Consider the following 25,631-nt stretch of genomic DNA (forward strand, 5'->3'; position numbering starts at 1 on the left):
CTCTAATTTACGAATTTGCCGATGCGCTGGGCCTGGCCCATATCACGCTGTGCCTTGTCCTTCCGCCGGGCGCGCTCGGCAACGGTAGTGCACTGCGTCGTGGACCGGTTCGAACCCGTGGCCTTTTCACGTTGGCATATTAGACGACTATCTTCACGTGCCTGTGTCAAAACCGTGTTCACGATCTGCTGGTCGTTGAAGACATCGGTTCGTACCTGTTCAGGCATGGAATCGCGGTCAGGATGCTGCTCGACAGCCGTGCGCATGCGCACCAGCGCCTCGCGTACACGGCTGCGGTCGGCCTGCTTCAGTTCGCTGTAGGTCTCGCCATCGTTGAGTTCGATTTCGATGCGCTCGATCTGCTGCTGCAGCGGCTTGCCGGGGATAAAGACCTCACCGGACTGGTTCGATGCAGAGGCGGCGGTGGCCAGGGTCAGGCCCGAGATCAGGACCGCCGACATCAGGAGGGACTTCATGACAAACGAATCCTTGTTTGAGTTGAGTGTTGACTGTATTCGCACCACCTTCACGCCAGCAAGTGCCATGCGCAGGGGCATCGGACGGCCTAGTGGTTGGTGGCAGGGTTGAAGTTGTTGAAGGTGCGCTGGTCGTTGAGCAGGGCCTTGCCCTTTTCTTCGATCCGGCGGCGCTCGGCCACGGTCAGGCAGCGGCTTTTAGGCATGTTGCTGCCGGTGGTGCGGGTGTGCTGGCAGATCTGGCGGCTGTCCTCGTGGGCGCGGACAAGAACGGTATTGATACGCTCCTGGTCGTTGAACACCTCCGCCTGGACCTGCGGCGGGAGCTCCTGAAGCGTGCGGTGGTCGCCCATGCGCTGGGTGATGCGCGCCAGTGCCTGCTGCACCTGGGCGCGGTCATCGGCGGAAATCTCGCTGTACTCGCCGTCATCGAGGGCCTTCTCAACCCGCCGGACCTGCTCGGCCACCGGGGCCTGCCCATCCATCTGTATGGCGGTCTTCTCCGGCTTGGCGGAGACAGCACCAGACAGCCCCAGCAACAACGCGATCATCGTGATGCGGTACATCGCCAGCCTCCGGATCCATCCAGGAACGATGGGCGCCACTCTACGGCCGTCACGCTGCCTCCACAAGGGACTTCCGGCGGCATAAAAAAGACCCAGACGGTGCCCCGCCTGGGTCTGAAGTCGTATCCCGATACCGATCCTGCTGAGAGGCAGAGCTGCGGTTCGCTGAAGGCTACGCCGGCGCCGATTAAAGGCGCGTTAAAGCTGGCCTCATTTGCTCATGAGAATTTCAAGCCATTGATTAATCATGGCTTTTTGATCTTCTCGACGTGCTCGATGATACGCGTGGCCACATCCACCCCGCAGGCGGCTTCGATGCCCTCCAGCCCTGGCGTGGAGTTGACCTCCAGCACCAGCGGGCCACGCGCGGAGCGGATCAGGTCCACGCCACAGACCGACAAGCCCAGCGCCTTGGCCGAACGCACCGCCACCTGCTGTTCGGCGCGGCTGGCCTTAGCCGCCACCGCGGTGCCGCCGGCATGCAGGTTGGAGCGGAAGTCACCTTCCGGCGCCTGGCGCTGCATCGACGCCACCACCTGGTCACCGACCACGAAGCAGCGCAGGTCGGCGCCCTTGGCTTCGCCGATGAACTCCTGCATCAGGAAGTTGGCGTACAGGCCCCGCAGGGCCTCGACGATGCCACGCGAAGCGCTGGCCTTCTCGGTGAGGATCACGCCCCTTCCCTGGGTGCCCTCGTTGAGCTTCACTACGTGCGGCGGCGGACCGAGCATCGACAGCAGGTCGACGGTGTCATCGGGGTTGTCGCCGAACACGGTGACCGGCATGTCGATGCCCTTGGCTGCCAGCAACTGGTGCGCGCGCAGCTTGTCGCGCGAACGCAGGATCGCATCGGACGGGTTGGGAGTGCGCGCGCCCATCAGCTCGAACTGGCGCAGCACGGCGGTGCCATAGCGGGTGATCGAGGCGCCGATGCGCGGGATGACCATGTCCACGCCGGTCATCGGCCGGCCCTTGTAGTGCATCGAAAAACCATCGGCGGCGATGCGCATGTAGCAGCGCAGCGGGTCGAGGATGCGAACGGTGTGGCCGCGCGCGCGGGCCGCCTCGACCAGCCGGCGGGTGGAGTACAGGGAGCTGTTGCGGGACAGGATGGCGAGCTTCATCGCGGCAGGATCGGGCGGCAGGCGCGCAGCATAGCGCGGGCGTGTGGCGGGCGGATGATGCCCTGCAGACCGCCGCATCTGCGTGCCTGCCGGGGCTGTGCGAAGATGGCTGTTGCCGGCTACAGGACAGGACACGGCCGGCTTACACAACCCAAGGAGAACCACAGATGCGAATGGGAATTCCGCTGTTGTTGCTGTTTGGCCTGATGGGGAGCGCCGCACACGTACAGGCTGCGCCAACCCATGCAGTCTCCCGGCTCTACTTCGATGCCAACAACACCCTGATCGGCCAGGGCCTGCGCTACTGCACGGGCAAAACACAGCACCAGGGCGTTGCCTCACACGCCAATACCCGCTGGATCGATGTTTCCTACGCCTGCCAGGGCGACTCGACCGACGTTTCCTATGGCAGCTGGGTGCCTGCACAACTGCGGCAGGACTTCTGCACGCTGTACGACGCCTGCACGTCACTGATGCCGTGGCCGGAACCCGGCCTGCCCGGCACCCTCGGCAACGGCTTCTACTCAGACTGACAGCCGGTAGTCGCCGCACTGTCTCCGGCGATGGCAGCATCGTCGCCGGAGACCCCACCCACTACACCCCGGAGACTTCATGCCGTTGACGATCCTTCCGCGTTTCTCCGAAGTGGATGTACTCGGCCACGTCACCAACACCGCCCTGCCCGTCTGGTTCGAGGAAGGTCGCCAGGAGATCTTCCGCCATTTCAGCCGCGAGGCCAGCATGCGCGACCTGACGCTGATCCTGCGCCGCTACGAGATCGACTTCCTGCAGCAGATACAGCCGGGACACGAAGTGCGCATCGAGACCCGCATCGAAAACATCGGCCGCTCCTCGCTGTCGATCGTGCAGCAGGCGTTCCAGTTCGAGGCCCTGGTGGCCAGCGGGCGCTGCGTGATGGTGCATTTCGACTACACAACCAACGCCTCGCGCGCCATCGATGCAGAGCAGCGCCGGGCATTGTCAGGGCTGTTTACCGAGGAGTATGCGCAACAGGTGCAGGCGGCAGGCGCATGAGCCCTACGGAAGTCCGGTCATCCGCACCCGGTACTGCCCGCAGCCCATTTCTTCAGCTTTTCCAGCGCTTTCCCGGCCTGCATCGACGACGCATGCCGGAACCTCCCTGTTTGATTCGACGCAGTCTAACCTGTGACTGAGGGCCGCTGATCCGCACGGGGCAGGCGCAGCGAAAAGCCCCCATCGCGGACACGCACGGCCAATGCGGTTTCCCGCCATTCCACAGGCAGCGCCAATGCCGTATGTGGCGTGGGGACGCGTGTGATCGCCTCGAACGTCCAGTGTTCCTCATAGGCTTCGCAGCGAAGCGTTCCGTCATCGCCGACCGCGATGACATCGATCCAGGCCCCACTCCGGGTCTTGCCAGTGCCGCCCATCGCACGGCGGCCAATGGCCTGCCAACGCCCCTGCCAGTGGACGAGCCATACGCCCTCGATGGGACGCAGATCCCCATCAAGCACGCTGCCCGCCACCACCACGCATCGACCGGACGGGCTGGCAATGACCGTCTCCAGATCGCAGGCGTGACGGTCACTGGGCGCGCCATCAAGACAGAGCGCGTACGGGCAGATGCGCGCGAACAAGGTCGGATGCGCAGTCAGGCGCAGGTCGTCGGGAAGCAGCGGGATGGCCTTCAGCACCCGGGCATCAGGCAGGACATGCCGCAACACCTGCGGCACCCCGGCGGCCAGCGCCGGATGCTCCTGTTCCAGCCATAGACCCCGGCAGGGGCGCAGCGTGGTCGATCGACTGGGAATATCCCGCAACCACATCGCGGCTTCTGCATCCCCGCCAAGCTGCCGGCGCTCGTGCAGTTCCTGCCAGAACAGGCTGGGAACAATCGCCAGCAGGTGCATCACCCTCTTGTCCGCTTCGTCGTAGACGATCACCGCTTCGCTGCGATCACTGTAGCCACTGGCCACACGCAGCGCGCTGCCCGCCAGCGCCAGCCACTCGCCGCTGGCATCGTGGCTGCCTGCGGTGGATACGCCCTCGACAATGGCGCCATCGCGCAGCATCAGGGTGCCGTAGGCCGGCCCGCCCATGCCCAGCTCGCCCCAATCCAACAGCACATCATGCGTGGGCGGCCGGGTGGCGAAGGGCAGCTTCGCCCGCGAGCGCAGCAGTGCGCCCCCTACGGCATCGCCGACCAGATCGAAGTGCTGCAGCACGCCGCCCAGGGCAAGACATGCGGCCAGGCCAACGACCACACCCCAAGGCGACCACCACACCACGCAGATCGCTACCCATATCAGGAACGGCAGCCACTGGGTGAAACGGCGGAGGGCGATTCGATCAACGGTCATGCAGGCTTGGTGGCGGCGACTGTGCACCATTCAAACCTTCAACGCTGTGCCAGGCAATGGGGTTCGAACCGGCAATGCCGCTAGACTCTCGCTGATGATGGAATCGATGACTGCCGCGAATCGCCGGAATCTGCTGCAGGACATGCTGCCGCGATGGAGAGCACTGGCCAAGGCCCCGGGCCAGCCGCGCCGCACGCTTCGCCTGCCGGATTGGCAGGCGGACTGGAACGCAGGCATGGCCTTGCTTGCACGCCATGCGCGCAATGGCGGTGAATCTGCGGAGGAACCGCTGCAGGGACATGCGGCCCTGGAGCATGCCTACGGCTGGGAGACGGTTGCACAGACCGGCAGCAACCTGCTGCTGAAAGGCGTTGACCGCGGCTTCGCCCCCACGGCGTTGCAGCAGATGCATGCCGACGTAGCAGATCTCTGGCTCGAGCATGCGCGTTTGCTGGCCCTTGCCCGGGACAGCCTGCAACAGCAAGGCCACGACATCGCGCTGGCTGCGTCGTTGCAATCGCGTACAACGCAGCACTACGAATACGCACTGCAGCTGTTGTCACTGGGCGTGCTGCTGGATGCGCAGGAACGCCTGCCGGCGCTGGTGGAGAAGGTGCTCTGTTTCGACACCGACCGCGTGCTGGACTACCTCAGCGCGCCGGCGCTGGGCCTGGTGGAAGCCAGTGATGAGGTCTTTCATCCGCGACCGTTCGCTGAGCTGTTCGCGCCGCTGCGCGACGGTGAAGCGTTCGACCCTTCACTGCTGGCCGGCTACCTGCAGGTGCAGTACCGCGACTTCTTCCTGCTGCCGCCAAAGGCTCAGAAGCGGACCCGGCGCCTGATCGGGCCGAACGCGTGGGGCTACTGGGCATTTGAAGTGGCTGCGCTGGTGGTGCTGTATGGCGGTGACGACGCCACGCTGCGCACCTGCCCCCACTACCCTTCCGATCTGGTGGACTTCGCCCGGCGTTGAGTCAGGCACCCGGCAGGCCGGAAACACCGCCGAATCGATTCTCTTCCTCGTTGCCCGGCAGAAGCATGACCGGGAAGAGGACGAACACACCCAACGGGATGAAGGCGATCACGACGTACCAGCCGGACTCGTCGATGTCGTGCAGTCGTCGAACGGCCAGGGCCAGCATGGGCGGAAGGAGGACGATGACCGCGCAGACCGTCATGACCCACCCCAGCGTCCGGAATGGCTCGAAGGCCTCCCAGTCGAGCAGCACGGTGCCCGTCAGCCAGTATCCGCCGTCCATCAAGGTGTAGCCCACTGCCACCACAAGGGCAGCAGACAGGGAGTACGACCAGAACTCCTTCCGGTTGGATCGCCCTGAAAAATCAAAGCAACGCCTGAGGGGCAAAAGTGCGGGGATCATTCGCGCTCCGGGCAGCGGACGATGGGAGGCAAGGGTTAACGATCTTTTAGCATCCCCAAGCCCAGCACCAACTGAACCCTGCGGCCCGGCGGGCCCGGCAGACAGCGGAGATTGCAGGAGCCCGCCGCGGCAGCCGCGCAGCCAGAGACGCAGCGCGAACTACCGCACATTTCCATAGGCGTGGGCATTCTGAATCGGATCACTGGCTTGCAGCAGTGGCGGATTGGTCGAATTCCAGTTTTCCAGAATGGTGCCTCTGCTAGCGTCACGACTCACTCATGGATTCGAGGTTTTGAATGGCTGCGATTTCTTTTCCGCTGATGCTTGCACTGCTTTCCGCGCAGGCCCCGATGGCCGCAAACGCCGAACGTGATTACACAGGACCGGCAGGGGCATCCTCGATCGGGCCTGGCATCTGCGACCCCGGCATGGACATGCTGCCGAACGGCGGAGGGGTGGTGATCCGGCGCTGCGGCACGAATGGAACGGTCGCTGGCGTTGGCAGCAATATCGATGCTGCGACGGCCAACGCCAATGGCTTCCTTGCCGTCGCCGAGGAAGGCCCCGTCTGCAGTGTCTTCGCACGCGATCCCTATGTCAGCATCCCGGCACCGGGTGTTGGCATCAAAGCGGAATGCAGTTCCTCTCCGCTTTCCGCCTACGGCATGACGACCACCACTGCGGGACAGAACGTGCTTGAGCTGGCCATCAACCTGGCGGCGACGCAGGCCTGGTGCAATGTCGACTACTACTATGGGTCGGCGCATGGCTATAAGTATCCCTACACCTGCAACCGCCCGGGCCAGTCCTGGAGCGTTGCCGGTCTTGGCTCCAGCGTCGACGATTCAAACGCAATGGCAATGCGGCTTGTGAAGAAATCATCCAAGACCGGTACGCACTGCTATTTTGACAACGCCGAGTTGAATGGCGTCGTCTTCCGCGCATACCTGCACTGCAACGGATCGACCTATACCGGTTTCGGGAGTTCCGTCACTGCCGCGGCCAAGGACGCGGCTGCGCAAGCGGGCGCATAAGCCATCCGGGCTGTGGTTCGGAAGAGCCACAGCCCGACGCATTGAAGAATGAGGTTCTGGCGCCGTTGCCACACGCTGGACTGGGGTGTGGTTCAACGAGTGCGCCGCGTCTGCCTGGGGTGAATACCCTGGAGACATGGAGCGGGCGATGGGAATCGAACCCACGTCAGTAGCTTGGGAAGCTACAGCTCTACCATTGAGCTACGCCCGCATTGCGGATGAAAGTCTATGCGGAGCGGCCGGTGTTGCGCAATGGTGGCCGCCGCACCCGCCGGGCATGACCCGGCGCTGCCGTGCAGGCATCCCAGGCACCTTGCGGTGCCCGGGATGTTGCATTCATCAGAAGCTGCCACCCACGGTGGCGAAGATCGTCGCGTCACGGGCGCGCTTCTGCGCGGCCGTGGTGCTCAGGCCAACGTTGCCCTGCAGGCCGAACAGGTCCATGCGCGCACCCAGAACAGCGGTGGCGTAGTTCTTGTCGAAGTCCAGGCCCGGCACGCGGTAGCTGCCCAGTTCCGGCAGGGTCTGCAGCCACGCGCTGGCCTGCTTGGTGTCCTCGAACTCGTGGTCGTAGGTCACCTGCACGTACGGCTTGACGGTGCCGCCATCGAAGCGGGCCTGCCAGCCGATGCGGCCGACGGTCGAGTCGACGTTCTGGCGGTCGTAGCCCAGGGCGGTGGCCAGCGTGCCCGCAGCAGCGCTTTCGCTGTAACCATCGATCTTGACCTTCTGCCAGATCACCGCAGCGATCGGGCCGTGGCGGAAGCCACCTTCGGTGCCGAACTCGTAACCGGCATTCAGTGCAGCGGTCAGGTTGCTGCCGTCCGGCGAGCCACCGTGTTCGCGGGTAGCCGGGCCCAGCTGGACCTTGCGGTTCACGTCATACGACAACCAGGTGTAGCTGACCTGGCCGTTGACCCAGACGCGGTCGCCATACCAGGCAGCGAACAGGCCGGCGGTGGTGTCCTTCTGGGTGAAGTCGCCACGGCTGTTGCCGAAGTCGGCACTCATGCGACCGAAGCCGGCGAAGCCGCCGACCACCACACCGTTGCGTGCCCAGTCGACACCGAACAGGCCGGCCGGCGCCACGCCGTCGTACAGGTCGGCGTGGTCATAGCGCTGCAGGTCACCGCGCACGCCACCCCACCACGACAGGCCATCGGCCGGACGGGCGCCGAAGTGGTTGCTGACCTGGTCGGCACGCGAACGGCCGACGGTCTGTGCCGAGTGGCTCAGCACCTGCTGCAGGCGCGGAGCCTCCAGCACCGAGACGGCGTACTGGCCCAGCAGCTGGTGACCGGTAACGGTCGGATGCACGCCATCAGCGAACAGATAGGTCTGGTACGCATCGGGGCTGACGTAGGTGGTCGGGTTGCAGCCGATGATGCTGCCCGTGGTGTTGGCCGGGTTGATCTTGCAGGCGGTGCTGGTGACGTTGGTGAAACCGTACATGCCCGGGTTGGCGGTCACTTCACGCAGGATGCTGAAGGTATCGAGCGGAATGAACTCGATGCCCGCCTGCTTCAGGCCGCCATACAGCGCCTTGTTGTAGCCGACCGACATGGCGGTGGCAGCCGCTGCATTGGGGCCGCGGAACTGCGGGGTGATGCCCACGTCCGGCAGGTTCGGCACCAGCACGTACTGGGCACCGGCCTGCTTCAGGGCACCGACCAGCGCGATCTGGTCGGTGACCGCCGCGCCGATGAGGCCCTGCACCTGGGCCGGCGGCGCACCCGCACCGGCAGCGCCGGCGGCGGCAAACAGGTCGTTTGCGCCACCCCAGACGGTATACAGGGCGTTACGGTCAGCCTTGCCACCGTTTGCCGCCAGGTAGCGGGCCGCCTGCGACTTCAGAGACGGGATCGCGCCGAGGGCACCGCTGCCTTCGACCGACACGCGGGCGCCGCCGACAGCGTAGTTGTCGCCGTTCTGGCCGTTGCCGTTGGGGTCCTTGTTGAGGCCGTAGTAATTGGCGACCTGCTGCGACCACACCCAGCCCGGGTTGGTGGTGAACTGGCCGGAGAGCCCCTGCGTGGCCTCGGGCAGCAGCGGGCGGAAGTAGCCGGCGTCGGTGAGGCTGTCACCGAAGAATACCGCCTTGGAGTACGGATTTTCGCCTGCCATGGCCGGCAGCGCGGCCAGTGCGATCGCAGCCGCCATGAGGGAGCGGATCGGGTGTTTGCTGAGCTGCATCTAGGAACTCCTGTGGGGTAAACAAGTTGGAATCCGGCGCACGTACGCCGGCGCACGGTCAATGGTTTCACCGCGCCGCCGTTTGCTCACGCTGCGCCGCCGCATGGATTGTCGCCTGACCACGTCGAAACCTGCTGTGCCGGAGCTGGCGCCCGGTTCAAATTACAAACGTTCCGATCCCGACGGGCTATCAGCGACAATGCAGGGATGAACATCCAGCTCAACGGCGAACCCCGCACCCTGCCCGCCTCGGCGACCCTCCACGACCTGCTTGAGGCCGAGCAGCTGCTGCAGCGCCGGGTGGCGGTGGAGGTCAACGGCGAGATCGTCAGCCGCAGCCGCCATGGCGAGCATGTCCTGGCCGAAGGCGACGTGGTGGAGATCGTGCACGCGCTGGGTGGGGGCTGAGGCCGTCCCGGGTAGTGCCGGCCGCTGGCCGGCAATCCGACGCTGTCAGGCACCCTGCATCTGCCGGCCAGCGGCCGGCACTAACCCTACCCATCCACGGCCTGCACGCCATTGCGTGATCCCATCTTCAGGCGGATAAGCGATAATCGCGCCATGAACGTTCATGTCTCCCCCGATTCGCTGGTGATCGCCGGCAAGACCTATGGCTCGCGGCTGCTCACAGGCACCGGCAAGTTCAAGGATCTGGAAGAAACCCGCCTGGCCACCGAGGCCGCTGGCGCCCAGATCGTCACCGTGGCCATCCGCCGCACCAACATCGGGCAGAACCCGGGCGAGCCGAACCTGCTCGACGTGCTGCCGCCGGAGCGCTACACCATCCTGCCCAACACCGCCGGCTGCTACACCGCCGAAGACGCGGTGCGCACCTGCCGGCTGGCGCGCGAACTGCTGGACGGCCACAACCTGACCAAGCTGGAAGTGCTGGGCGACCAGAAGTCGCTGTACCCGGACGTGGTGCAGACCCTCAAGGCCGCCGAACAGCTGGTCAAGGACGGCTTCGAGGTGATGGTCTACACCTCCGACGACCCGATCCTGGCCAAGCGCCTGGAAGAGATCGGCTGCGCTGCGGTGATGCCGCTGGCTGCGCCGATCGGTTCGGGCCTGGGCATCCAGAACAAGTACAACCTGCTGCAGATCATCGAAGACGCCAAGGTGCCGATCATCGTCGACGCCGGCGTGGGCACCGCATCGGATGCGGCGATCGCGATGGAGCTGGGCTGCGACGGCGTGCTGATGAACACCGCCATTGCCGGTGCGCGCAGCCCGGTGCTGATGGCCAGCGCCATGCGCAAGGCGGTCGAGGCCGGCCGCGAGGCCTTCCTGGCCGGGCGCATCCCGCGCAAGCGCTACGCCAGCGCCTCCTCCCCGGTGGATGGGTTGATCGGCTGATGACCAATCCCTTCGACAGCGCCGGTTCCAAGGCCCCGCCCAAGCCCTTCACCGTGAGCGAGGGCCGCCGCGAGGTACGCAGCTTCGTGTTGCGCCAGGGCCGCTTCACCCCCGCCCAGCAGCGCGCGTTCGACGAACGCTGGCCGCGCTTCGGCATCGACTACAACGGCCAGCCGCGTGATCTGGACGCCACCTTCGGCCGCCCGGCGCACAAGGTGCTGGAAATCGGCTTCGGCAACGGTGCCGCGCTGCGCTTCGCCGCCCAGCATGATCCGTCGCGTGACTACATCGGCATCGAGGTGCACGCGCCCGGCGTGGGCCGGCTGCTGAACGCGCTGGCCGACGACAACGCCGACCACGTGCGCCTGTACCACCACGATGCGGTGGAAGTGCTGCAGAACGAGATCGCCGATGGCGCGCTGGATGAAGTGCGCATCTACTTCCCGGACCCGTGGCACAAGAAGCGCCACAACAAGCGCCGCCTGCTGCAGCCTGCATTTGCCGAGCTGCTGGTGCGCAAGCTGCGCCCGGGCGGCCGCCTGCACTGCGCCACCGACTGGGAAGACTACGCCGAGCAGATGTGGGACGTGCTCGACGCCACCGCTGGCCTGGTCAACCGCGCCGGCCCGCGTGGCAGCGTGCCGCGCCCGGACTGGCGGCCGCAGACGCACTTCGAGACCCGCGGCCAGAAGCTCGGCCACGGCGTCTGGGACCTGCTGTACGACCGCACCTGACGATCGCCTGAGGACACCGCGCCCCACATGGATACCGCGCTGACGCTGACCAACGACATGAAGCTCGTGCTCGGGCTGGTCGGCTTCACGATGGCGATGTTCCTGTTCGAGCGCATCCGCGCCGACGTGGTCGCGCTGGTGGTCCTGGTGGTGCTCGGTGTCACCGGGCTGATCGCGCCGGAGGAAATCTTCGGCGGCTTCTCCGGTAACGCGGTGATGAGCATCATCGCCACCACCATCCTCGGTGCGGGCCTGGACCGCACCGGGGCGCTGAACCGGCTGGCCGCGTGGCTGCTGCGGCGCGGCCATGGCGTCGAGCAGCGGCTGCTGATGATGACCACGGCCATTGCCGGCCTGAATTCCTCTTTCATGCAGAACCCGTCGGTGATGGCGCTGTACCTGCCGGTCGCCTCGCGACTGGCAGCGCGCACCGGGTTGACCCTGCAGCGCCTGCTGCTGCCCATTTCGGCGGCAATCGTGATGGGTGGTGCGCTGACCATGGTCGGCAATTCACCGTTGATCCTGCTGAACGATCTGCTGGCCTCGGCCAACAACAACCTGCCTTCCGGCCTGGCCACGATCGAGCCGCTGCGCATGTTCGCGCCGCTGCCGATCGGCGTGGCGCTGCTGATCGCTTCGCTGCTGTATTTCCGCTACTACGGCGACCGCAAGCTGATCGAGGAAGAGAACCTGGTCAACGACGGGGTCACGCCCGCGCGCACCGAGAGCTACTTCGCCAAGACCTATGGCATCGAAGGCGATGTGTTCGAGCTGGTGGTCAGTGCCGAAAGCCCGCTGGTGGGCATGACCCTGGGCGAGGCCGAGAACCTGCACGATGCCCCGCTGCTGCTGGCCCTGAAAACCGGCAATGACACCCGCCTGGCGCCACCGGCGGAGATGCGCATCTGGGTCGGCAGCGTGCTCGGCGCGATGGGCCCGCGCGAGCAGATCAACGATTTCGCGCAGAACCAGTTCCTGCGCATGTCTTCGCGGCTGAAGCACCTGGGCGACCTGTTCAACCCCAGCCGCGCCGGCATTTCCGAGGCCGTGGTGCCACCGACCTCGAACGTGATCGGCAAGAGCGCGGCCGATCTGCGCCTGCGCAAGGAGCGCGGCATCAGCCTGCTGGCGATCAACCGCGACAAGCAGGTGATCCGCGAGGACGTGCGCGACATGCAGCTGCGCGCCGGCGACATGCTGGTCTTCCACAGCATCTGGACCGACCTGGCGCAGGCCGCCCGCAGCCGTGACTTCGTGGTGGTGACCGACTACCCGACCGGCGAGCAGCGCCCGCACAAGTTCAAGATCGCGATGGCGATCTTCGCCTTGACCATCCTGATCGCGCTGACCAGCAAGCTGCCGGTGGCGCTGACGCTGATGACCGGCGTGGCCGGCATGCTGCTGACCGGCGTGCTGCGCATGGACGAGGCGTATGCATCGATCAACTGGAAGACCGTGTTCATGATGGCCGGGCTGATCCCGCTCGGCTGGGCGATGGATTCCAGTGGTGCGGCGGCATGGGTGGCCGGCCATACCATCGACAAGCTGCCCACCGGCATCCCGGTGTGGGTACTGGAGGTGGCGCTGGCGCTGCTGACCACGGCGTTCTCGCTGGTGATCAGCCATGTGGGCGCCACCATCGTGATGGTGCCCATTGCGGTGAACCTTGCGCTGGCGGCGGGCGGCAACCCGACGGCGTTCGCGCTGATCGTGGCGCTGTCGGCGTCCAACAACCTGATGACGGCCTCCAACCCGGTGATTTCGATGATCACCGGCCCGGCCAACTACACCCCGCGCGAGATGTGGCGGGTCGGCGGCCCGCTGTCGCTGATCTACACCTGCGTGGTGGTGCTGATGATCAACCTGATGTTCTGAGGGTTGGGTTTGTTGGCAGGGCTGCGCCCTGCACCCGCAGAGGCAACGGCAACGGCCGAAGCAACAGCAACAGCGGGCTATCCGTGGGATGGCGGGGTGGGTCCGGTTGCGGGGGACGCTGCGAGTACGTCCCTGTAAGCTCGGTCGCCGCATCCATGCGGCTCACGCCCCCGCAACCGGACCCACCCCGCCTTCGACAGATTTCTGCGATCTGTCGGAACGGCGTCCTGCACTGCTTTGGTAGATGTCAACCTTGGTCGACACGGTAGATCCACGCCATGCGTGGATGGATCTCTGGATATCTGTTGATCCGGTGGGTGCGGACCGTTGGTCCGCACACCGATAGGTCAGGCCAGGTAGATTTGCCCGTCGCGCACGTTTACCGGCACCGCGCGCAGGCGGTCGCCCTTGCAGGGACCGGCGATGCAGTCGCCGCTGTCCAGCGCGAACGAAGCGCCGTGGGCGGCGCACACCAGGTGGCCCTCGCGGCTCTTCAGGAACTGGCCCGGGGCCCAGTCCAGGCGACGGCCGGCGTGCGGGCAGATGTTCAGGAACGCGCGCACCTGCGCGCCATCGCGGTACAGCACCAGCGATTCGGCATCGCCATCAACCACCGCTTCGACCTCGGCAAACGCGCCATCGGCAATGGCATCAAGGGCGATCAGGGCAGCGGCGGCAGTCATGGCGAAGGCTCGGACAGTAAACGCGCATTGTCGCACGCCCGCTCAGGTGACTGGCTGCAACATGAACACAAGTCATTGATTCGTAATAAGCACAGGCTATATTTAACGAGTTTTTCACTCAATGACAGTGGCACCTCCCGATACTCTGGTTTCGCTGATCCCAGCCTATCGAGCCGCCATGTTCAATCGCGCATCCGCCTTCAACCAGTTTCGCACCCTGTTCGCGCCGCGCAAGCCGCGTCACCCGCTGGTGCGCGTTGCCGTGGGCCTGCTCGGCCTGGCGATCCTGGCGGCGATGGTGTTCATCGGCGTGTTCGTCGGTGCGGCGATGATCCTGGTCGGCCTGGCGTGGAAGCTGCTGGCCTCGCGCAAGCCGGGCGTTGCCCGTCCGGTCGATCCGACCGTGGTCGAAGGCGAGTACCGCGTGGTGCGCAAGCCGGTGCTGCCGGCCTCGCGTTGATCCACGCCCTACGCGCCCGCTGACGGCGGGCGTCATGCGTTCTAGACTGCGGGCACGCCCTTCCTGGATGCCCGCATGTCCAATGTCTCCGATGTGATCCCTGCCGTAGCCCTGCCGCGTGTGCCGGTAGCCGGTGGCGGCAGTTTCCCCGTGCACCGTATCTACTGCGTCGGCCGCAACTTCGCCGACCATGCCCGCGAAATGGGCGCAGCAGTGCCGGCGGCCGACGATCGCGGCCGTCCGATGTTCTTCAGCAAGCCGGCCGATGCGATCGTGGTCGGCCACGACGATGCCATTCCCTATCCCCCGGCAACCGCCAACCTGCACCACGAAGTGGAGCTGGTGGTGGCGATCGGCCGTGACGCGCCCGTGGGCGAGCTGGCCATGGCCGACGCCGAGGCGCTGGTCTACGGCTATGCCGTTGGACTGGACCTGACCCGCCGCGACCTGCAGGCCGCCGCCAAGGACAAGGGCCACCCGTGGGATGCGGCCAAGGGCTTCGATGCTTCCGCGCCGATCAGTGAAATCGTCCACGCCGAGGAAGTCGGCGACCTGGCCGCGCTGAACCTGTCGCTGGAGGTCAACGGCGAAGTGCGCCAGCAGGCGCTGCTGGACCAGATGATCTGGAACGTGCCGGAGATTCTGCATGAGCTGTCCAAGCTGTGGCAGCTGCGTGCCGGCGACCTGGTGTTCATGGGTACCCCGTCCGGAGTGGCCGCGCTGAAGCCCGGCGACCGCTTCAGTGCCCGCCTGGAAAACGTGGCCGAGCGCCACGGCGTGATCGCCGGCTGACATCACCTGCGCTACCCTGCGCGCTGTCCACTTCCCCCACCGGAGAAAAACAACAATGGGAATGCTCACCGAGTTCAAGGAATTCGCGATGCGCGGCAACGTCATCGACCTCGCCGTCGGCGTGGTGATCGGCGCGGCCTTCGGCAAGATCGTGACCGCACTGGTCGAGAAGATCATCATGCCGCCGCTGGGCATGCTGATCGGCAAGGTGGATTTCTCGCAGCTGGCGTGGACGTTGTCACCGGCCAGCATCGGTGCCGACGGCAAGGAAATCCCGGCCGTGGTGATCGGCTACGGCGACTTCATCAATACGCTGATCCAGTTCGTGATCGTGGCCTTCGCCATCTTCCTGGTGGTCAAGACGATCAACCGCCTGTCGCGCAAGCAGGAAGCCGCCCCGGCCGCACCGGCCGAGGAAGTGGTGCTGCTGCGCGAGATCCGCGACAGCCTGAAGAAGTAAGGCCGCCTACCGGTAGTGCCGGCCGCTGGCCGGCAACATCGGAACATGCGGGAGCCGGCCAGCGGCCGGCACTACCGCAACTGCGCGAAAGCCCCGCCCTGGCGGGGCTTTCGCTTTGCCGGACATGGCGGAAAACAGCGTTCGCGCCAGCCATGACCTCCCGCCCATGCGCCGGGCTGAACGACTGTTAAGCTCCAAGGCTTGGTCCCTTCCCGGAGCTGTCCATGCGTCGCCGCGTCCTTGCCATCGCATCCTCCCTCGCCCTGCTGGCCGCCCCGGCCTTCGCGGCGCCGCATACCACCACCCTGCCCCCGGCGTCGCTGGCCACCGCCGCACAGCTGCGCGACCAGGCGCTGGCCGATGACACCGGCTGGAAGGTGGTTGAATCGCTCACCACCGAAATCGGCCCGCGCATCGCCGGCAGCGAAGCCGACGCCCGCGCCGTGGCCTGGGCCGAAGCCAAGTTCAAGGCCCTCGGCTTCGACAAGGTGTGGAAGGAACCGGTGACGTTCCCGAAGTGGGAGCGCCGCAGTGAACACGCCGCGGTGACCGGCAGGAACCCGCAGCCGCTGCAGATCACGGCGCTGGGTGGCAGCCCGGGCGGCACCGTTGAAGCCGAAGTGGTCCGCTTCGCCGACCTGGCCGCACTGCAGGCCGCACCGGCCGGTTCGCTGAAGGGCAAGATCGCGTTCGTCGATTACCAGATGCTGCCGTTCCGCGATGGCCGCGACTATGGCCGTGGTGGCGCGATCCGCAGCAAGGGCCCGTCCGAAGCAATCCGCAAGGGCGCGGTCGGTTTCCTGATGCGCTCGGCCGGTACCGACTCGCACCGCGTGCCGCACACCGGCATCACCCGCTTCGACGACGGCCTGACCCCGGTGCCGTCTGCAGCACTGTCGGTGCCCGACGCCGACCAGCTGGCCCGCCTGCTGGCACGTGGCAGCACCACGGTGAAGGTGGCGCTGGACTGCGGTTGGGATGGCACCGCCACCTCGTACAACGTGATCGGTGAGATCACCGGCCGCAGCCTGCCGAAGGAAGTGGTGGTGATCGGCGGCCACCTGGATTCCTGGGATCTGGGCACCGGCGCGGTGGATGACGGCGCAGGCGTGGGCATCACCATGGCTGCGGGCCATCTGATCGGCCAGCTCAAGCAGGCGCCGAAGCGCACCATCCGCGTGATCGCCTTCGCCAACGAAGAACAGGGCCTGTATGGCGGCAAGGCCTACGCCGAGGCGCATGCCAAGGACGTGGCCCTGCACCAGCTGGCGGCCGAGAGTGACTTCGGTGCCGGCCGCATCTATGCCTTCAATACCGGTTCGCCGAACCCGGAAGGCTCGCGCGAAGCGACGAAGCAGATTGCCGAAGTGATGAAGCCGCTGGGCATCGAGTACCAGGCCGATAAGGGTGGCCCGGGCCCGGACGTCGGCCCGTTGGCCGCCAAGGGTGGCGCGTGGGCATGGCTGGCGCAGGACGGCTCGGACTACTTCCACCTGCACCACACCGCCGACGACACGCTGGACAAGATCGACCCGAAGGCGCTGGCGCAGAACGTGGCTGCATACACCGTGTTCGCGTACCTGGCGGCAGAGGCCGATGGCAACTTCGGCAGCGAAGCCAAGGCGACCACGCCGCCGAACGAATGATGCGGTGACGACGGAAGACGCCAATTTTCAGGTTTGGCGTCTTCTCCTCTTCCTTTCATCTGCCGCCCTCCCGCATGAAGGCATCCCATCATCAAGGAAAATGCCCATGGAAGGTTTCGAAATGCTCGACAAAATGGAATTCCACTTGGGATTCCACAGCGCCCATCCATTCTGGCTGGGAGAACGCATCGACATCTACGATCCCGAACAGAATGATTGCCTGCGCGGCATTATTCCGGAGGTGAGGGCAAGCCTTCAGACCGATCAATTCGATGCGGCAATCTGCGTCAACGGTCTAATGCTTTTGCACGTGCATCACCTTTCTCGAACCACACCAGACATGAGCGTTGCAGGTGATTTTGATCAGTCCGCGCTATGGATGGATCGACATCTGGATTACGCCAACGCACTGCAGTTGTGCCTGGAATCAGAGTCGATAAAGCATCCGGACTCCTACGAAGTTTCCGCTACAGCAACCCGTGCTAACGACATCTGCAAGATCGGATTTCTCGATGGCTTCCCGGTGAACGTCAGTTTTGGCAGCGCCCGCACCTTGACGACGGTCATGCATGCAATGTCGCGATGGGTTTCCGACGGCGCACTGGCCCCGTCTCCTCTCGAAGCACCCGGCTGGAGGATTCCACACGAGGTAGTTGACGTGGAGGTTGCGCGTCTTGCGCTTCAGAAGTTCGCGCTCATTGCACGCGACGAACATCGCGTTACCTGGCTCTCTTATCTACTCAAAGCCAAAACTGCATACTCCGACAACGACTACAGAATGTCGTTCGTCCTGTCGTGGTTCGTCATCGAATCCTCCCTTCGATGGCACTGGATGATGAAGAATCCGGGAAGCGCGGAATCTCCCAAAACCTGGAAGCTCATCGACAATCTTTGTGAAGGAGGACCGCTTAGCGACCAGCATAAGCCAGCTCTCACTTATCTGCGCAATCTGAGAAACCAGCTCATGCATAATCCCGCCGACACCACTTGCCAGCCCGGACAATGTTTCGAGGCTGGAGAGATGGCGTGCGCTCTTGCGTTGCTGAGCGCCAACGTGGAGCTCGTAACCTCCTGGCAGACGAAAGTGCAGTTCTAGCCCGTACGTTGCTGGAATAGCGTCCCGGCTCGTTCACTTCCCGAGCCGAGACACTTCAAACGGCCCAGGGTTCAGCTCAACTCGACCTGGCCCCCTGCCGTTCTCACCTCATGCGTCGACTGGCCCACTGCGCGAGCAGCACGGCGGTGGCCGAGGCCACGTTCAGGCTTTCCACCGCGCCGCTGCCGGGAATCGACAGCTGCTGGTCACACTGACTGGCCAGGCCGCGGTCCATGCCCTCGCCTTCGGCGCCCATCACGTACACCAACCGTTCCGGCAGCGACGCACGGAACACGTCGTCGCCACCATCAACGAGGGTCGCAGCCAGCCCGAAGCCGGCTGCACGCAGCTGCGCCATCGCCTGGGCGGTCTCCGGCAACTGCACCAGCGGCACCGACTCCGCACCACCCTCGGCCACGCGTGCGGCGGCACCGGACAACGCCAGCGTGCTGCCGGACGGCAGCAGCAGCGCCTTGACACCGAAGTGCGCGGCCGAGCGCAGGATTGCGCCGAAGTTGTGGGGATTGCCGACACCGTCCAGCCACAACGCCAGCGCCGAGCCTTCGCCCAGATCCTCCAGCCACTGCGCCAGCGGCACGACGGGCGCGCGCAGCACGTCGGCCACCAGGCCTTCGTGGTGCGTGGTAGCGGCCAGCTTGTTGAGGTCGCCCTCCTCCACCACGCGGTAGCCCACACGGTTGGCCACGCACCACTTCAACACAGGCTGCATGCGCGGAATCAGCGCATCCACCAGGTACAGCTTGCGCAGTGCCTGCGGGCGCTTGGCGAACAGGGCCTGCACGGCGTTCCAGCCGTACAGGCGCAGTTCGTCGTTGCCCCGCCCCGGCGGTGGCGGGGTGCCGCCCTCACGCGGCGGCAGCGGGGTGGCCCGCGGCGGTCGCGACGACGGACGGCGGGCATTCTTCCAGGGATCATTCACTACGGGACAACTCCAGCTTGCGTTGACGCCAGAAATCGGCGTTCTTGATGCCCAGGGCATCGGGGTCGAAAATCGGATCCAGGCCCAGCTTCTTCTGCCGCTCGTAATCGCGCAGGGCCAGCATGGCCGGCTTCTGGATGATGAGGATGGCAATGATGTTCAGCCAGGCCATCAGGCCCACGCCGATGTCACCCAGCGCCCAGGCCAGGGTTGCATTATGGAACGCGCCGAACACCACCATGCCGATGATGCCCAGGCGCAGCACCAGCACGGTCAGCGGGCGCTTCTTGTTGTGGTTGACGTAGGTCAGGTTGGTTTCGGCCATGTAGTAATAGGCCATGATCGTGGTGAAGGCGAAGAAGAAGATCGCGATCGACACGAACGCCGAGCCCCAGCCCGGCAGCACGGCTTCCACACCCGCCTGGGCGTAGCCCGCGCCTTCCGGAATGCCGGCCAGGCCCTGGAAGATCGGCGGGGCGCCGGCACCTGCCGGCGAGTACACGTTGTAGGTGCCGCTGGCCAGGATCAGGAACGCGGTGGCGGTGCACACCATCATGGTGTCGAAGTAGATGGCGAAGGCCTGCACGTAGCCCTGCTTGGCCGGGTGCGAGACTTCCGAGGCGGCTGCCGCGTGCGGGCCCGAGCCCTGGCCGGCTTCGTTTGCGTAGATGCCGCGCTTGATGCCCCACTCCACCGCCAGGCCCATCATCGCGCCGAACGCGGCGTGGGTGCCGAAGGCGCTGCTGAAGATGATGCCGAACATCTCCGGCACGCGATCGTAGTTGATGATCATGATGACGATGGCGGTCAGGATGAAGGCTGCCGCCATGAACGGCACCACCACTTCGGCGAAGTTGGCGATGCGCTTGACGCCGCCGAAGATCACCACGCCCAGCAGCAGCGCCACCACGATGCCGATGCCCAGCTTCAGCGCCTGCACCGACTCCATGCCCATCGTCTGGCCATCCAGCGGACCACACAGCGCGGTGCCACGGCAGGCGTTGATGATGCTGTCGGCGATGGCGTTGGCCTGCACGCCGGGCATCAGGAAACCGGCCGCAATGATCGTGGCAATGGCGAAGACCAGCGCGTACCACTTCAGGCCCATGGCCTTTTCGATGTAGTACGCCGGGCCACCACGGTAGCGGCCTTCGGCATCCTTGGTCTTGTAGATCTGTGCCAGCGTACATTCCACGTACGAGGTGGAGGCGCCGAGGAAGCCCATCACCCACATCCAGAAGATCGCACCGGGGCCGCCGAAGGCGATGGCGGTGGCCACGCCGGCGATGTTGCCGATACCCATGCGCCCGGCCATCGACATGGCCAGGGCCTGGAAGGACGACACACCGGCGTCGGATTTCTCACCCTTGACGGTGAGGCGGCACATCTCGAGGAAGCCGCGGATCTGCATGAAGCGCGTGCGCAGGCTGAAGAACAGGCCGGCGCCCAGGCACACGAAGATCAGTGCCTTGCTCCAGATGATGCTGTTGATGAAATGTACGGTAGCTTCCACGCGCGCTCTCTCCAGTCGGCGGGTTGTAAGGACGTCCCGTCGGCTGGAGGGGACCGGTCGATTCTCCCTGATCGAAGGCCGCTGCGGTAGCGCTGTGTTGTAGAGCCGAGCCCATGCTCGGCGTGGTGATGACGGCGGCCGAGCACGGCCTCGGCTCTACCGCGGCCGGCCCGCGTGTTCAGGGCAGCTGCGTGCGCACCCGGGCGAAGCGGCGCAGGTCGTGCAGCACCCCGCGCTTGTAGACCGCGCAGCGGTCCACGCCTTCTTCCTGGAAACCGTTCTTTTCCAGCACCCGGGCCGAGCCGAGGTTGAAGTCGACCACCCCGGCCTGCAGCCTGAACAGGCGCAGCTCGTCCATCACCCAGGGTGCGAACAGGCCGACCACCCGGGTCATCAGCCCCTGGCCCCAGTAGGCCTGGCCCAGCCAGTAGCCCAGTTCCGCCATGTGCCCGCGCTCGGCACTGCCCTGCTGGGCCCCGACGCTGCCGCAGGCCTGGCCGTCGATCTCGATGGCCAGGTTCAGGGTGCCAGGGGCCAGCACGCGACCGGCGAGGAAGGCCTCGCCATCCTCGCGCGTGTACGGGTAAGGGAAACGATCACGCAGGCCCCGCGATACCTCGGCGTCGTTGGCATGGCGCAGCAGCGATTCCAGATCATCCGGGCGCCAGGGGCGCAGTTGGAAGCCGTCGCCTCGCAGCACGGTGGTCGGATCAGGCATGACCACCCACCGAGGGCGACTCCGCCTCCTGCTTCTCCAACTCGCGCTTCACCGCTTCCGGCGAGCGGGTGTAGGGCGCCAGCCGCGCGTAGAACGCCGGCACCACGAACAGCGACAGGAACGTCGAGAGGGTCACACCGAAGATGATCACGATGCCGATGGTGCCACGGCTGGCCGAACCGGGGCCACCGGCCACCACCAGCGGAATCGCACCGACCACGGTGGCGATCGAGGTCATCAGGATCGGGCGCAGGCGCACCATCGCCGATTCGATGATCGCCTCGCGCACGGTTCTTCCGTCGTCACGCAGCTGGTTGGCGAATTCAACAATGAGGATGCCGTTCTTCGCGGCCAGGCCGACCAGCATGACGATTCCGATCTGGCTGAACAGGTTCACGGTACCGCCACTCACCCACAACCCGACCAGCGCGCCGAGCACGCCCAGCGGCACGGTCAGCATGATGGTGAGCGGGTGGATGAAGCTCTCGAACTGCGCAGCCAGCACCAGGTAAACCACCAGCAGCGCCATGGCGAAGGTCAGCAGCACCGCGCCACCGGCACTCTGGTATTCGCGCGATTCGCCCTTCCAGTTCACCTGTGCGTACTGCGGCAGCTCCTCGCGCGTGACCTGCTGCGCCCAGGCAATGGCTTCACCCAGCGGATAGCCCGGCGCCAGGCCCGCGTTGATGGTGATCGAGCGCAGGCGGTTGAAGCGGTTCAGGGTGCCGGCCTCGGCCACTTCGCTGAGCGTGACCAGGTTGGACAGCGGCACCAGCTCGCCGGAGGTGGCGCGCACACGGATCGCGGCAAGGGCGGCCGGGCTGGCACGGCCATCGCGACCGGCCTGCACCAGCACGTCGTACTCTTCGCCGTTGTCGACGAAGGTGGTGACGCGGCGCGAGCCCATCATGGTTTCCAGTGCCGAACCGATCGCGGTGACCGGCACGCCGAGGTCGGCCGCACGCTGGCGGTCGATGTTGACCCGCATCTGCGGCCGCGTTTCCTTGTAATCCGAGTCCGGGCCGACCAGGCCGGGGTTGTCGGCCATGCGCAGCAGGATACGGTCGCGCCACTGCGCGATCTCGGCATATTCCGGGCCGCCCAGCACGATCTGGAACGGCTGCCCGCCGCTGCGCACCAGGCCACCGCCCACCTGCGTACGCACGCGCACGCCGCGGATGGTGTCCAGTTCCTTCTGCAGTTCGTTGGCCACTTCCGGCGTGCCTTCGCTGCGCTGGCGCCACGGCTGCAGGAAGATGCTGACGCGGCCGGTGTGCATTTCCTCGCTGGCACCCCAACCACCGGGCACGCGGGGGTTGGCGCGCACGATCGGTTTGTCCGGGCCAACATGCGGTGCCAGCATCGATTCCACCTGCTGCACCTGCTGCACGGTGTAGTCGTAGCCGGCGCCTTCCGGGCCGTCGATCATGATCTGGAACGAACCGCGGTCTTCGGCCGGCGCCAGTTCCGACGGCAGCAGCTTGAGCAGGCCCCAGCTGGCGGCCAGTGCGGCCACCATCACCAGCAGGTAGATCCAGGTGCGGTCCACGTGGTGGTCGAGCACCCGCCCATAGGCCCCGGCCAGGCGTTCCAGGTTGCGGTTGATGAAGCCATGCAGGCCACGCGGTGCCTGCCCGGTATGCGGCTTGAGCAATTTGGAGGCCATCATCGGCGTCAGCGTCAGCGCCACAAAGGCGGACAACGCCACCGCCGCCGCCAGCGCCACCGCCAGTTCGCGGAACAGGCGCCCGGTATTGCCTTCCAGGAACCCGACCGGCAGGAACACCGCCACCAGCACCGCGGTGGTGGCGATCACCGCAAAGGCGACCTGCGTGGTACCGCGTTTGGAGGCGACCAGCGGGGGTTCGCCCAGGTCGATGCGGCGCTGCACGTTCTCCACCACCACGATCGCATCGTCCACCACCAGGCCGATGCACAGCACCAGGGCAAGCAGGGTCAGCAGGTTGATCGAGAAGTCGAACGCATACAGCGCGATGAATGCCGCGACCAGGCAGACCGGCACCGTCACCGCCGGAATCAACGCAGCGCGGAAGCTGCCGAGGAACAGCCAGATCACTGCCAGCACCAGGATCATCGCCTCCACCAGCGTGGCGTAGACGCGGTCCACCGCGGCTTCGATGAAGGTGGTGTTGTCGAAGGCAACGAAGATCTGCGTGCCCTTGGGCAGGGTCAGCGCGACCCGTTCGGCTTCAGCGCGCGCAGTACGCGCCACGCCCAGCGAGTTGGCGGTGGAGGTCTTGACGATGCCCAGGCCGATGCCCGGCTCGCCGTTGCTGCGGTAGTACGCGCGGCGCTCGGCCGAGGCCAGCTCGATCTTCGCCACATCGCCCATGCGCACCACGTAACCGTCACGACCCTTGCCCAGCGGGATGGTCGCGAAGTCTTCGGGCTTGATGTAGTTGCGCTCCACGCGCAGTGTGAAATCGCGGTCGGTCGACTCGATGCGGCCGGCCGGCAGTTCCACGTTCTCGTTGCGCAGCGCGGTTTCCACGTCGCCGGTGGTCAGCCCGCGCGCCGCCAGCTGGTCGCGGTCCAGCCAGATCCGCATCGCATAGCGCTGGCGGCCGCCGATGCGGACCTGGGCCACGCCATCGAGGCTGGAGAAACGATCGACCACGTAGCGGTCGGCGTAGTCGCTCAGCTCCAGCGTGTCCATGGTCGAGGAGACCATGTTGAACCAGATGATCGGGTCGGCATCGCTCTCGACCTTGGCGATCTCCGGCGGACGCGCTTCCTCCGGCATGCGGTCGGCGACGCGGCTGACCGCATCGCGCACATCGTTGGCCGCCGCTTCGATATCGCGGTTGGAGGTGAATTCGATGCTGACCTGCGAGCGGCCGTTGGTGCTGCGCGCGTTGATCGTATCGATGCCTTCGATGCCGGCCAGCGCATCTTCCAGCACCTGGGTAATGCGGCTTTCGATGACCGCGGCCGAAGCGCCGGTGTAATCCACCGATACCGAAACGATCGGCGGATCGATGGCGGGCAGTTCGCGCAGGGTCAGGCGGGTGAAGGACATCACGCCCAGCACCAGCAGCAACAGGCTCATCACCACGGCGAACACCGGCCGCTGGATGGAGATGTCGGACAGCTTCATCCGCCGTGGCCCTCGGCCGCGACCGGCGCCGGTGCATCAGCCGGCTTGGCACCCGTGGCCGGTGCCGCGTCCTTGGCCGCGACCTTCAGGCCCGGGCGCAGCTTGCCGGTGCCATCGACCACGATGCGCTGGCCCGCTTCCAGGCCCTGCCTGATCTCGACCACGCCGGCACGGCGCGCGCCGGTGACCACATCCACGCGCTCGACGCTGTCGTCGGCGGTGATGCGGTACACGAAGGTATCGCGACCGACCTGGACCACGGCGATTTCCGGAATCACCAGCGCCGGGCGCTCAGGGTGGAACAGGCGCACGTCCAGCAGCATGCCCGGGCGCAGGGCATGGTCACCATTGGCGAAATCGGCACGTACGGTCACCGCACGGGTCGCCGGGTCGATGCGTGCGTCGATGGTACTGACCACGCCCTCGAAGGTGCGGCCCGGCCACGCCACGCTGGTGGCGCTGACCTTGTCACCGACGCCCAGTGCGGCCAGTTCCACTTCCGGCACCTGGAAATCGATGTGCATGTGCTCGATGTCGTCGAGCGTGGCGATGACCGTGGTCGGAGTCACCAGCGAGCCGGGGCTGACCTGGCGGATGCCGAGCACGCCGGCGAACGGTGCGCGTACACGGCGATCACCGATGTCGGCCTGCATCTGCATCACGCGCGCCTCGGCGGCATCACGGATCGACTTCTGCGTATCCAGCGTGGCGCTGGACACCAGCCGCTGGGAGGCCAGCTCGCGCTGGCGCTTGTACAACTGGTCGGCCTCGTGGAAGGTGGCCTGCGCCTGCACCAGCGCCGCTTCCTGGGCCTGCCCGCGCAGCGTCACGATCGGCGCACCAGCGGCAACATGCTGGCCGCTTTCGAAGTGCACCTTCTCGACGATCTCGCTGACCTTGGCGGTGACGCTGATCGATTCGCGCGCCTTGGCCGTACCCAGTGCCTGCAGCGTGTCATTCCACTGCGTGGACTGCACGACCTGCGCGGTGACCGGCACCGCTTCTCCCTGCCGACGGGCGGCGGCCTCCTGTTTGCCCGCGCACCCGGCCAGCACGGCCAGGCTGAGGCCAAGGGCCAGGGTCGAAGCGATGCGAGCCAACATGAACGGTCCTGAGTGATCCACGG

At 65.8% G+C, this 25,631-nt stretch carries 25 protein-coding genes and 1 tRNA gene; 13 read left to right on the forward strand and 13 right to left on the reverse strand.

Going from position 1 to position 25,631, the window contains the following annotated elements; all coding sequences use genetic code 11:
* Positions 1-2: 2 nt before the first annotated feature.
* The 3 genes from ACX9OT_RS10375 to rimK all read right to left on the reverse strand — a co-directional run bounded on the left by ACX9OT_RS10375 (position 3) and on the right by rimK (position 2,166).
* Complete coding sequence (locus ACX9OT_RS10375) at positions 3-476, reverse strand: hypothetical protein (protein ID WP_049425106.1); 474 nt, start codon at positions 474-476, stop codon at positions 3-5.
* Positions 477-565: 89 nt separating this feature from the next.
* Entirely contained in the window at positions 566-1,042 is a 477-nt protein-coding gene (locus tag ACX9OT_RS10380; protein WP_010481495.1) for a hypothetical protein, read from the reverse strand.
* A 245-nt stretch (positions 1,043-1,287) separates the two neighbouring features.
* Complete coding sequence (gene rimK, locus ACX9OT_RS10385; RefSeq protein ID WP_005418651.1) at positions 1,288-2,166, reverse strand: 30S ribosomal protein S6--L-glutamate ligase; 879 nt, start codon at positions 2,164-2,166, stop codon at positions 1,288-1,290.
* A 167-nt stretch (positions 2,167-2,333) separates the two neighbouring features.
* Here rimK and ACX9OT_RS10390 point away from each other — a divergent pair, with 167 nt between their 5' ends.
* Positions 2,334-2,699: a hypothetical protein gene (locus tag ACX9OT_RS10390; RefSeq protein ID WP_223224661.1), complete on the forward strand. Its 366-nt coding sequence runs from the start codon at positions 2,334-2,336 to the stop codon at positions 2,697-2,699.
* A 79-nt stretch (positions 2,700-2,778) separates the two neighbouring features.
* The gene (locus ACX9OT_RS10395; RefSeq protein ID WP_032128832.1) at positions 2,779-3,201 is read left to right on the forward strand and encodes an acyl-CoA thioesterase; all 423 of its coding nucleotides are present in this window, start codon (positions 2,779-2,781) and stop codon (positions 3,199-3,201) included.
* A 125-nt stretch (positions 3,202-3,326) separates the two neighbouring features.
* On the opposite strand, the gene ACX9OT_RS10400 is transcribed toward ACX9OT_RS10395, so the two are convergent.
* The gene (locus ACX9OT_RS10400; protein ID WP_459001963.1) at positions 3,327-4,508 is read right to left on the reverse strand and encodes a hypothetical protein; all 1,182 of its coding nucleotides are present in this window, start codon (positions 4,506-4,508) and stop codon (positions 3,327-3,329) included.
* Positions 4,509-4,614: 106 nt separating this feature from the next.
* On the opposite strand from ACX9OT_RS10400, the gene ACX9OT_RS10405 reads away from it, so the two are divergent.
* Positions 4,615-5,481: a DUF1911 domain-containing protein gene (locus ACX9OT_RS10405; protein WP_258014113.1), complete on the forward strand. Its 867-nt coding sequence runs from the start codon at positions 4,615-4,617 to the stop codon at positions 5,479-5,481.
* 1 nt (position 5,482) lies between these two features.
* On the opposite strand, the gene ACX9OT_RS10410 is transcribed toward ACX9OT_RS10405, so the two are convergent.
* Entirely contained in the window at positions 5,483-5,887 is a 405-nt protein-coding gene (locus tag ACX9OT_RS10410; RefSeq protein WP_107432145.1) for a DUF805 domain-containing protein, read from the reverse strand.
* A gap of 296 nt (positions 5,888-6,183) precedes the next feature.
* On the opposite strand from ACX9OT_RS10410, the gene ACX9OT_RS10415 reads away from it, so the two are divergent.
* The gene (locus ACX9OT_RS10415; protein WP_071229639.1) at positions 6,184-6,921 is read left to right on the forward strand and encodes a hypothetical protein; all 738 of its coding nucleotides are present in this window, start codon (positions 6,184-6,186) and stop codon (positions 6,919-6,921) included.
* A gap of 137 nt (positions 6,922-7,058) precedes the next feature.
* Here ACX9OT_RS10415 and ACX9OT_RS10420 read toward each other — a convergent pair.
* Positions 7,059-7,132 (reverse strand) — tRNA-Gly (locus ACX9OT_RS10420).
* Between the two features lie 128 nt (positions 7,133-7,260).
* Entirely contained in the window at positions 7,261-9,114 is a 1,854-nt protein-coding gene (locus ACX9OT_RS10425; protein WP_459001965.1) for an autotransporter outer membrane beta-barrel domain-containing protein, read from the reverse strand.
* A 207-nt stretch (positions 9,115-9,321) separates the two neighbouring features.
* Here ACX9OT_RS10425 and thiS point away from each other — a divergent pair, with 207 nt between their 5' ends.
* The 4 genes from thiS to ACX9OT_RS10445 all read left to right on the forward strand — a co-directional run bounded on the left by thiS (position 9,322) and on the right by ACX9OT_RS10445 (position 13,079).
* Positions 9,322-9,522, forward strand: a complete 201-nt coding sequence (gene thiS / locus ACX9OT_RS10430) for a sulfur carrier protein ThiS (RefSeq protein ID WP_008265079.1) — start codon at positions 9,322-9,324, stop codon at positions 9,520-9,522.
* A 153-nt stretch (positions 9,523-9,675) separates the two neighbouring features.
* Positions 9,676-10,470, forward strand: coding sequence for a thiazole synthase (locus ACX9OT_RS10435; protein ID WP_010481470.1), 795 nt, complete (start codon positions 9,676-9,678; stop codon positions 10,468-10,470).
* Positions 10,470-11,204 (forward strand): tRNA (guanosine(46)-N7)-methyltransferase TrmB, encoded by a 735-nt coding sequence (gene trmB, locus ACX9OT_RS10440; RefSeq protein ID WP_010481468.1) that lies wholly within the window; start codon positions 10,470-10,472, stop codon positions 11,202-11,204. The genes ACX9OT_RS10435 and trmB overlap by 1 nt, the downstream gene beginning before the upstream one ends.
* 27 nt (positions 11,205-11,231) lie before the next feature.
* Positions 11,232-13,079 (forward strand): SLC13 family permease, encoded by a 1,848-nt coding sequence (locus ACX9OT_RS10445; protein WP_071229636.1) that lies wholly within the window; start codon positions 11,232-11,234, stop codon positions 13,077-13,079.
* A gap of 347 nt (positions 13,080-13,426) precedes the next feature.
* On the opposite strand, the gene ACX9OT_RS10450 is transcribed toward ACX9OT_RS10445, so the two are convergent.
* Positions 13,427-13,762: a Rieske (2Fe-2S) protein gene (locus ACX9OT_RS10450; RefSeq protein ID WP_180844997.1), complete on the reverse strand. Its 336-nt coding sequence runs from the start codon at positions 13,760-13,762 to the stop codon at positions 13,427-13,429.
* Positions 13,763-13,940: 178 nt separating this feature from the next.
* Between ACX9OT_RS10450 and ACX9OT_RS10455 the strand changes: the two genes are divergently transcribed.
* From ACX9OT_RS10455 to ACX9OT_RS10475, 5 genes are all read left to right on the forward strand, one after another.
* Positions 13,941-14,222 (forward strand): hypothetical protein, encoded by a 282-nt coding sequence (locus ACX9OT_RS10455; RefSeq protein ID WP_005410817.1) that lies wholly within the window; start codon positions 13,941-13,943, stop codon positions 14,220-14,222.
* A gap of 75 nt (positions 14,223-14,297) precedes the next feature.
* On the forward strand, positions 14,298-15,014 hold the full coding sequence (locus ACX9OT_RS10460; RefSeq protein ID WP_459001969.1) for a fumarylacetoacetate hydrolase family protein: 717 nt from the start codon (positions 14,298-14,300) through the stop codon (positions 15,012-15,014).
* A gap of 55 nt (positions 15,015-15,069) precedes the next feature.
* Positions 15,070-15,474, forward strand: coding sequence for a large-conductance mechanosensitive channel protein MscL (gene mscL / locus ACX9OT_RS10465; protein ID WP_032130206.1), 405 nt, complete (start codon positions 15,070-15,072; stop codon positions 15,472-15,474).
* A gap of 224 nt (positions 15,475-15,698) precedes the next feature.
* Positions 15,699-17,120, forward strand: a complete 1,422-nt coding sequence (locus tag ACX9OT_RS10470; protein ID WP_459001971.1) for a M28 family peptidase — start codon at positions 15,699-15,701, stop codon at positions 17,118-17,120.
* Positions 17,121-17,226: 106 nt separating this feature from the next.
* On the forward strand, positions 17,227-18,216 hold the full coding sequence (locus tag ACX9OT_RS10475) for a hypothetical protein (protein ID WP_071228528.1): 990 nt from the start codon (positions 17,227-17,229) through the stop codon (positions 18,214-18,216).
* Between the two features lie 103 nt (positions 18,217-18,319).
* Here ACX9OT_RS10475 and ACX9OT_RS10480 read toward each other — a convergent pair whose 3' ends face one another.
* The 5 genes from ACX9OT_RS10480 to ACX9OT_RS10500 form a co-directional block, all read right to left on the reverse strand.
* On the reverse strand, positions 18,320-19,156 hold the full coding sequence (locus ACX9OT_RS10480; RefSeq protein WP_180844999.1) for a TrmH family RNA methyltransferase: 837 nt from the start codon (positions 19,154-19,156) through the stop codon (positions 18,320-18,322).
* Complete coding sequence (locus tag ACX9OT_RS10485; protein WP_071228526.1) at positions 19,149-20,669, reverse strand: alanine/glycine:cation symporter family protein; 1,521 nt, start codon at positions 20,667-20,669, stop codon at positions 19,149-19,151. The genes ACX9OT_RS10480 and ACX9OT_RS10485 overlap by 8 nt, the downstream gene beginning before the upstream one ends.
* 178 nt (positions 20,670-20,847) lie before the next feature.
* The gene (locus ACX9OT_RS10490; RefSeq protein ID WP_107432154.1) at positions 20,848-21,387 is read right to left on the reverse strand and encodes a GNAT family N-acetyltransferase; all 540 of its coding nucleotides are present in this window, start codon (positions 21,385-21,387) and stop codon (positions 20,848-20,850) included.
* Complete coding sequence (locus ACX9OT_RS10495) at positions 21,380-24,505, reverse strand: efflux RND transporter permease subunit (protein WP_459001975.1); 3,126 nt, start codon at positions 24,503-24,505, stop codon at positions 21,380-21,382. The genes ACX9OT_RS10490 and ACX9OT_RS10495 overlap by 8 nt, the downstream gene beginning before the upstream one ends.
* Positions 24,502-25,608 carry an efflux RND transporter periplasmic adaptor subunit gene (locus tag ACX9OT_RS10500; RefSeq protein ID WP_459001977.1) on the reverse strand — a complete coding sequence of 369 codons (1,107 nt, stop codon included), beginning with the start codon at positions 25,606-25,608 and terminating at the stop codon, positions 24,502-24,504. The genes ACX9OT_RS10495 and ACX9OT_RS10500 overlap by 4 nt, the downstream gene beginning before the upstream one ends.
* Positions 25,609-25,631 lie beyond the last annotated feature (23 nt).

This window comes from Stenotrophomonas genospecies 3, assembly GCF_054473855.1.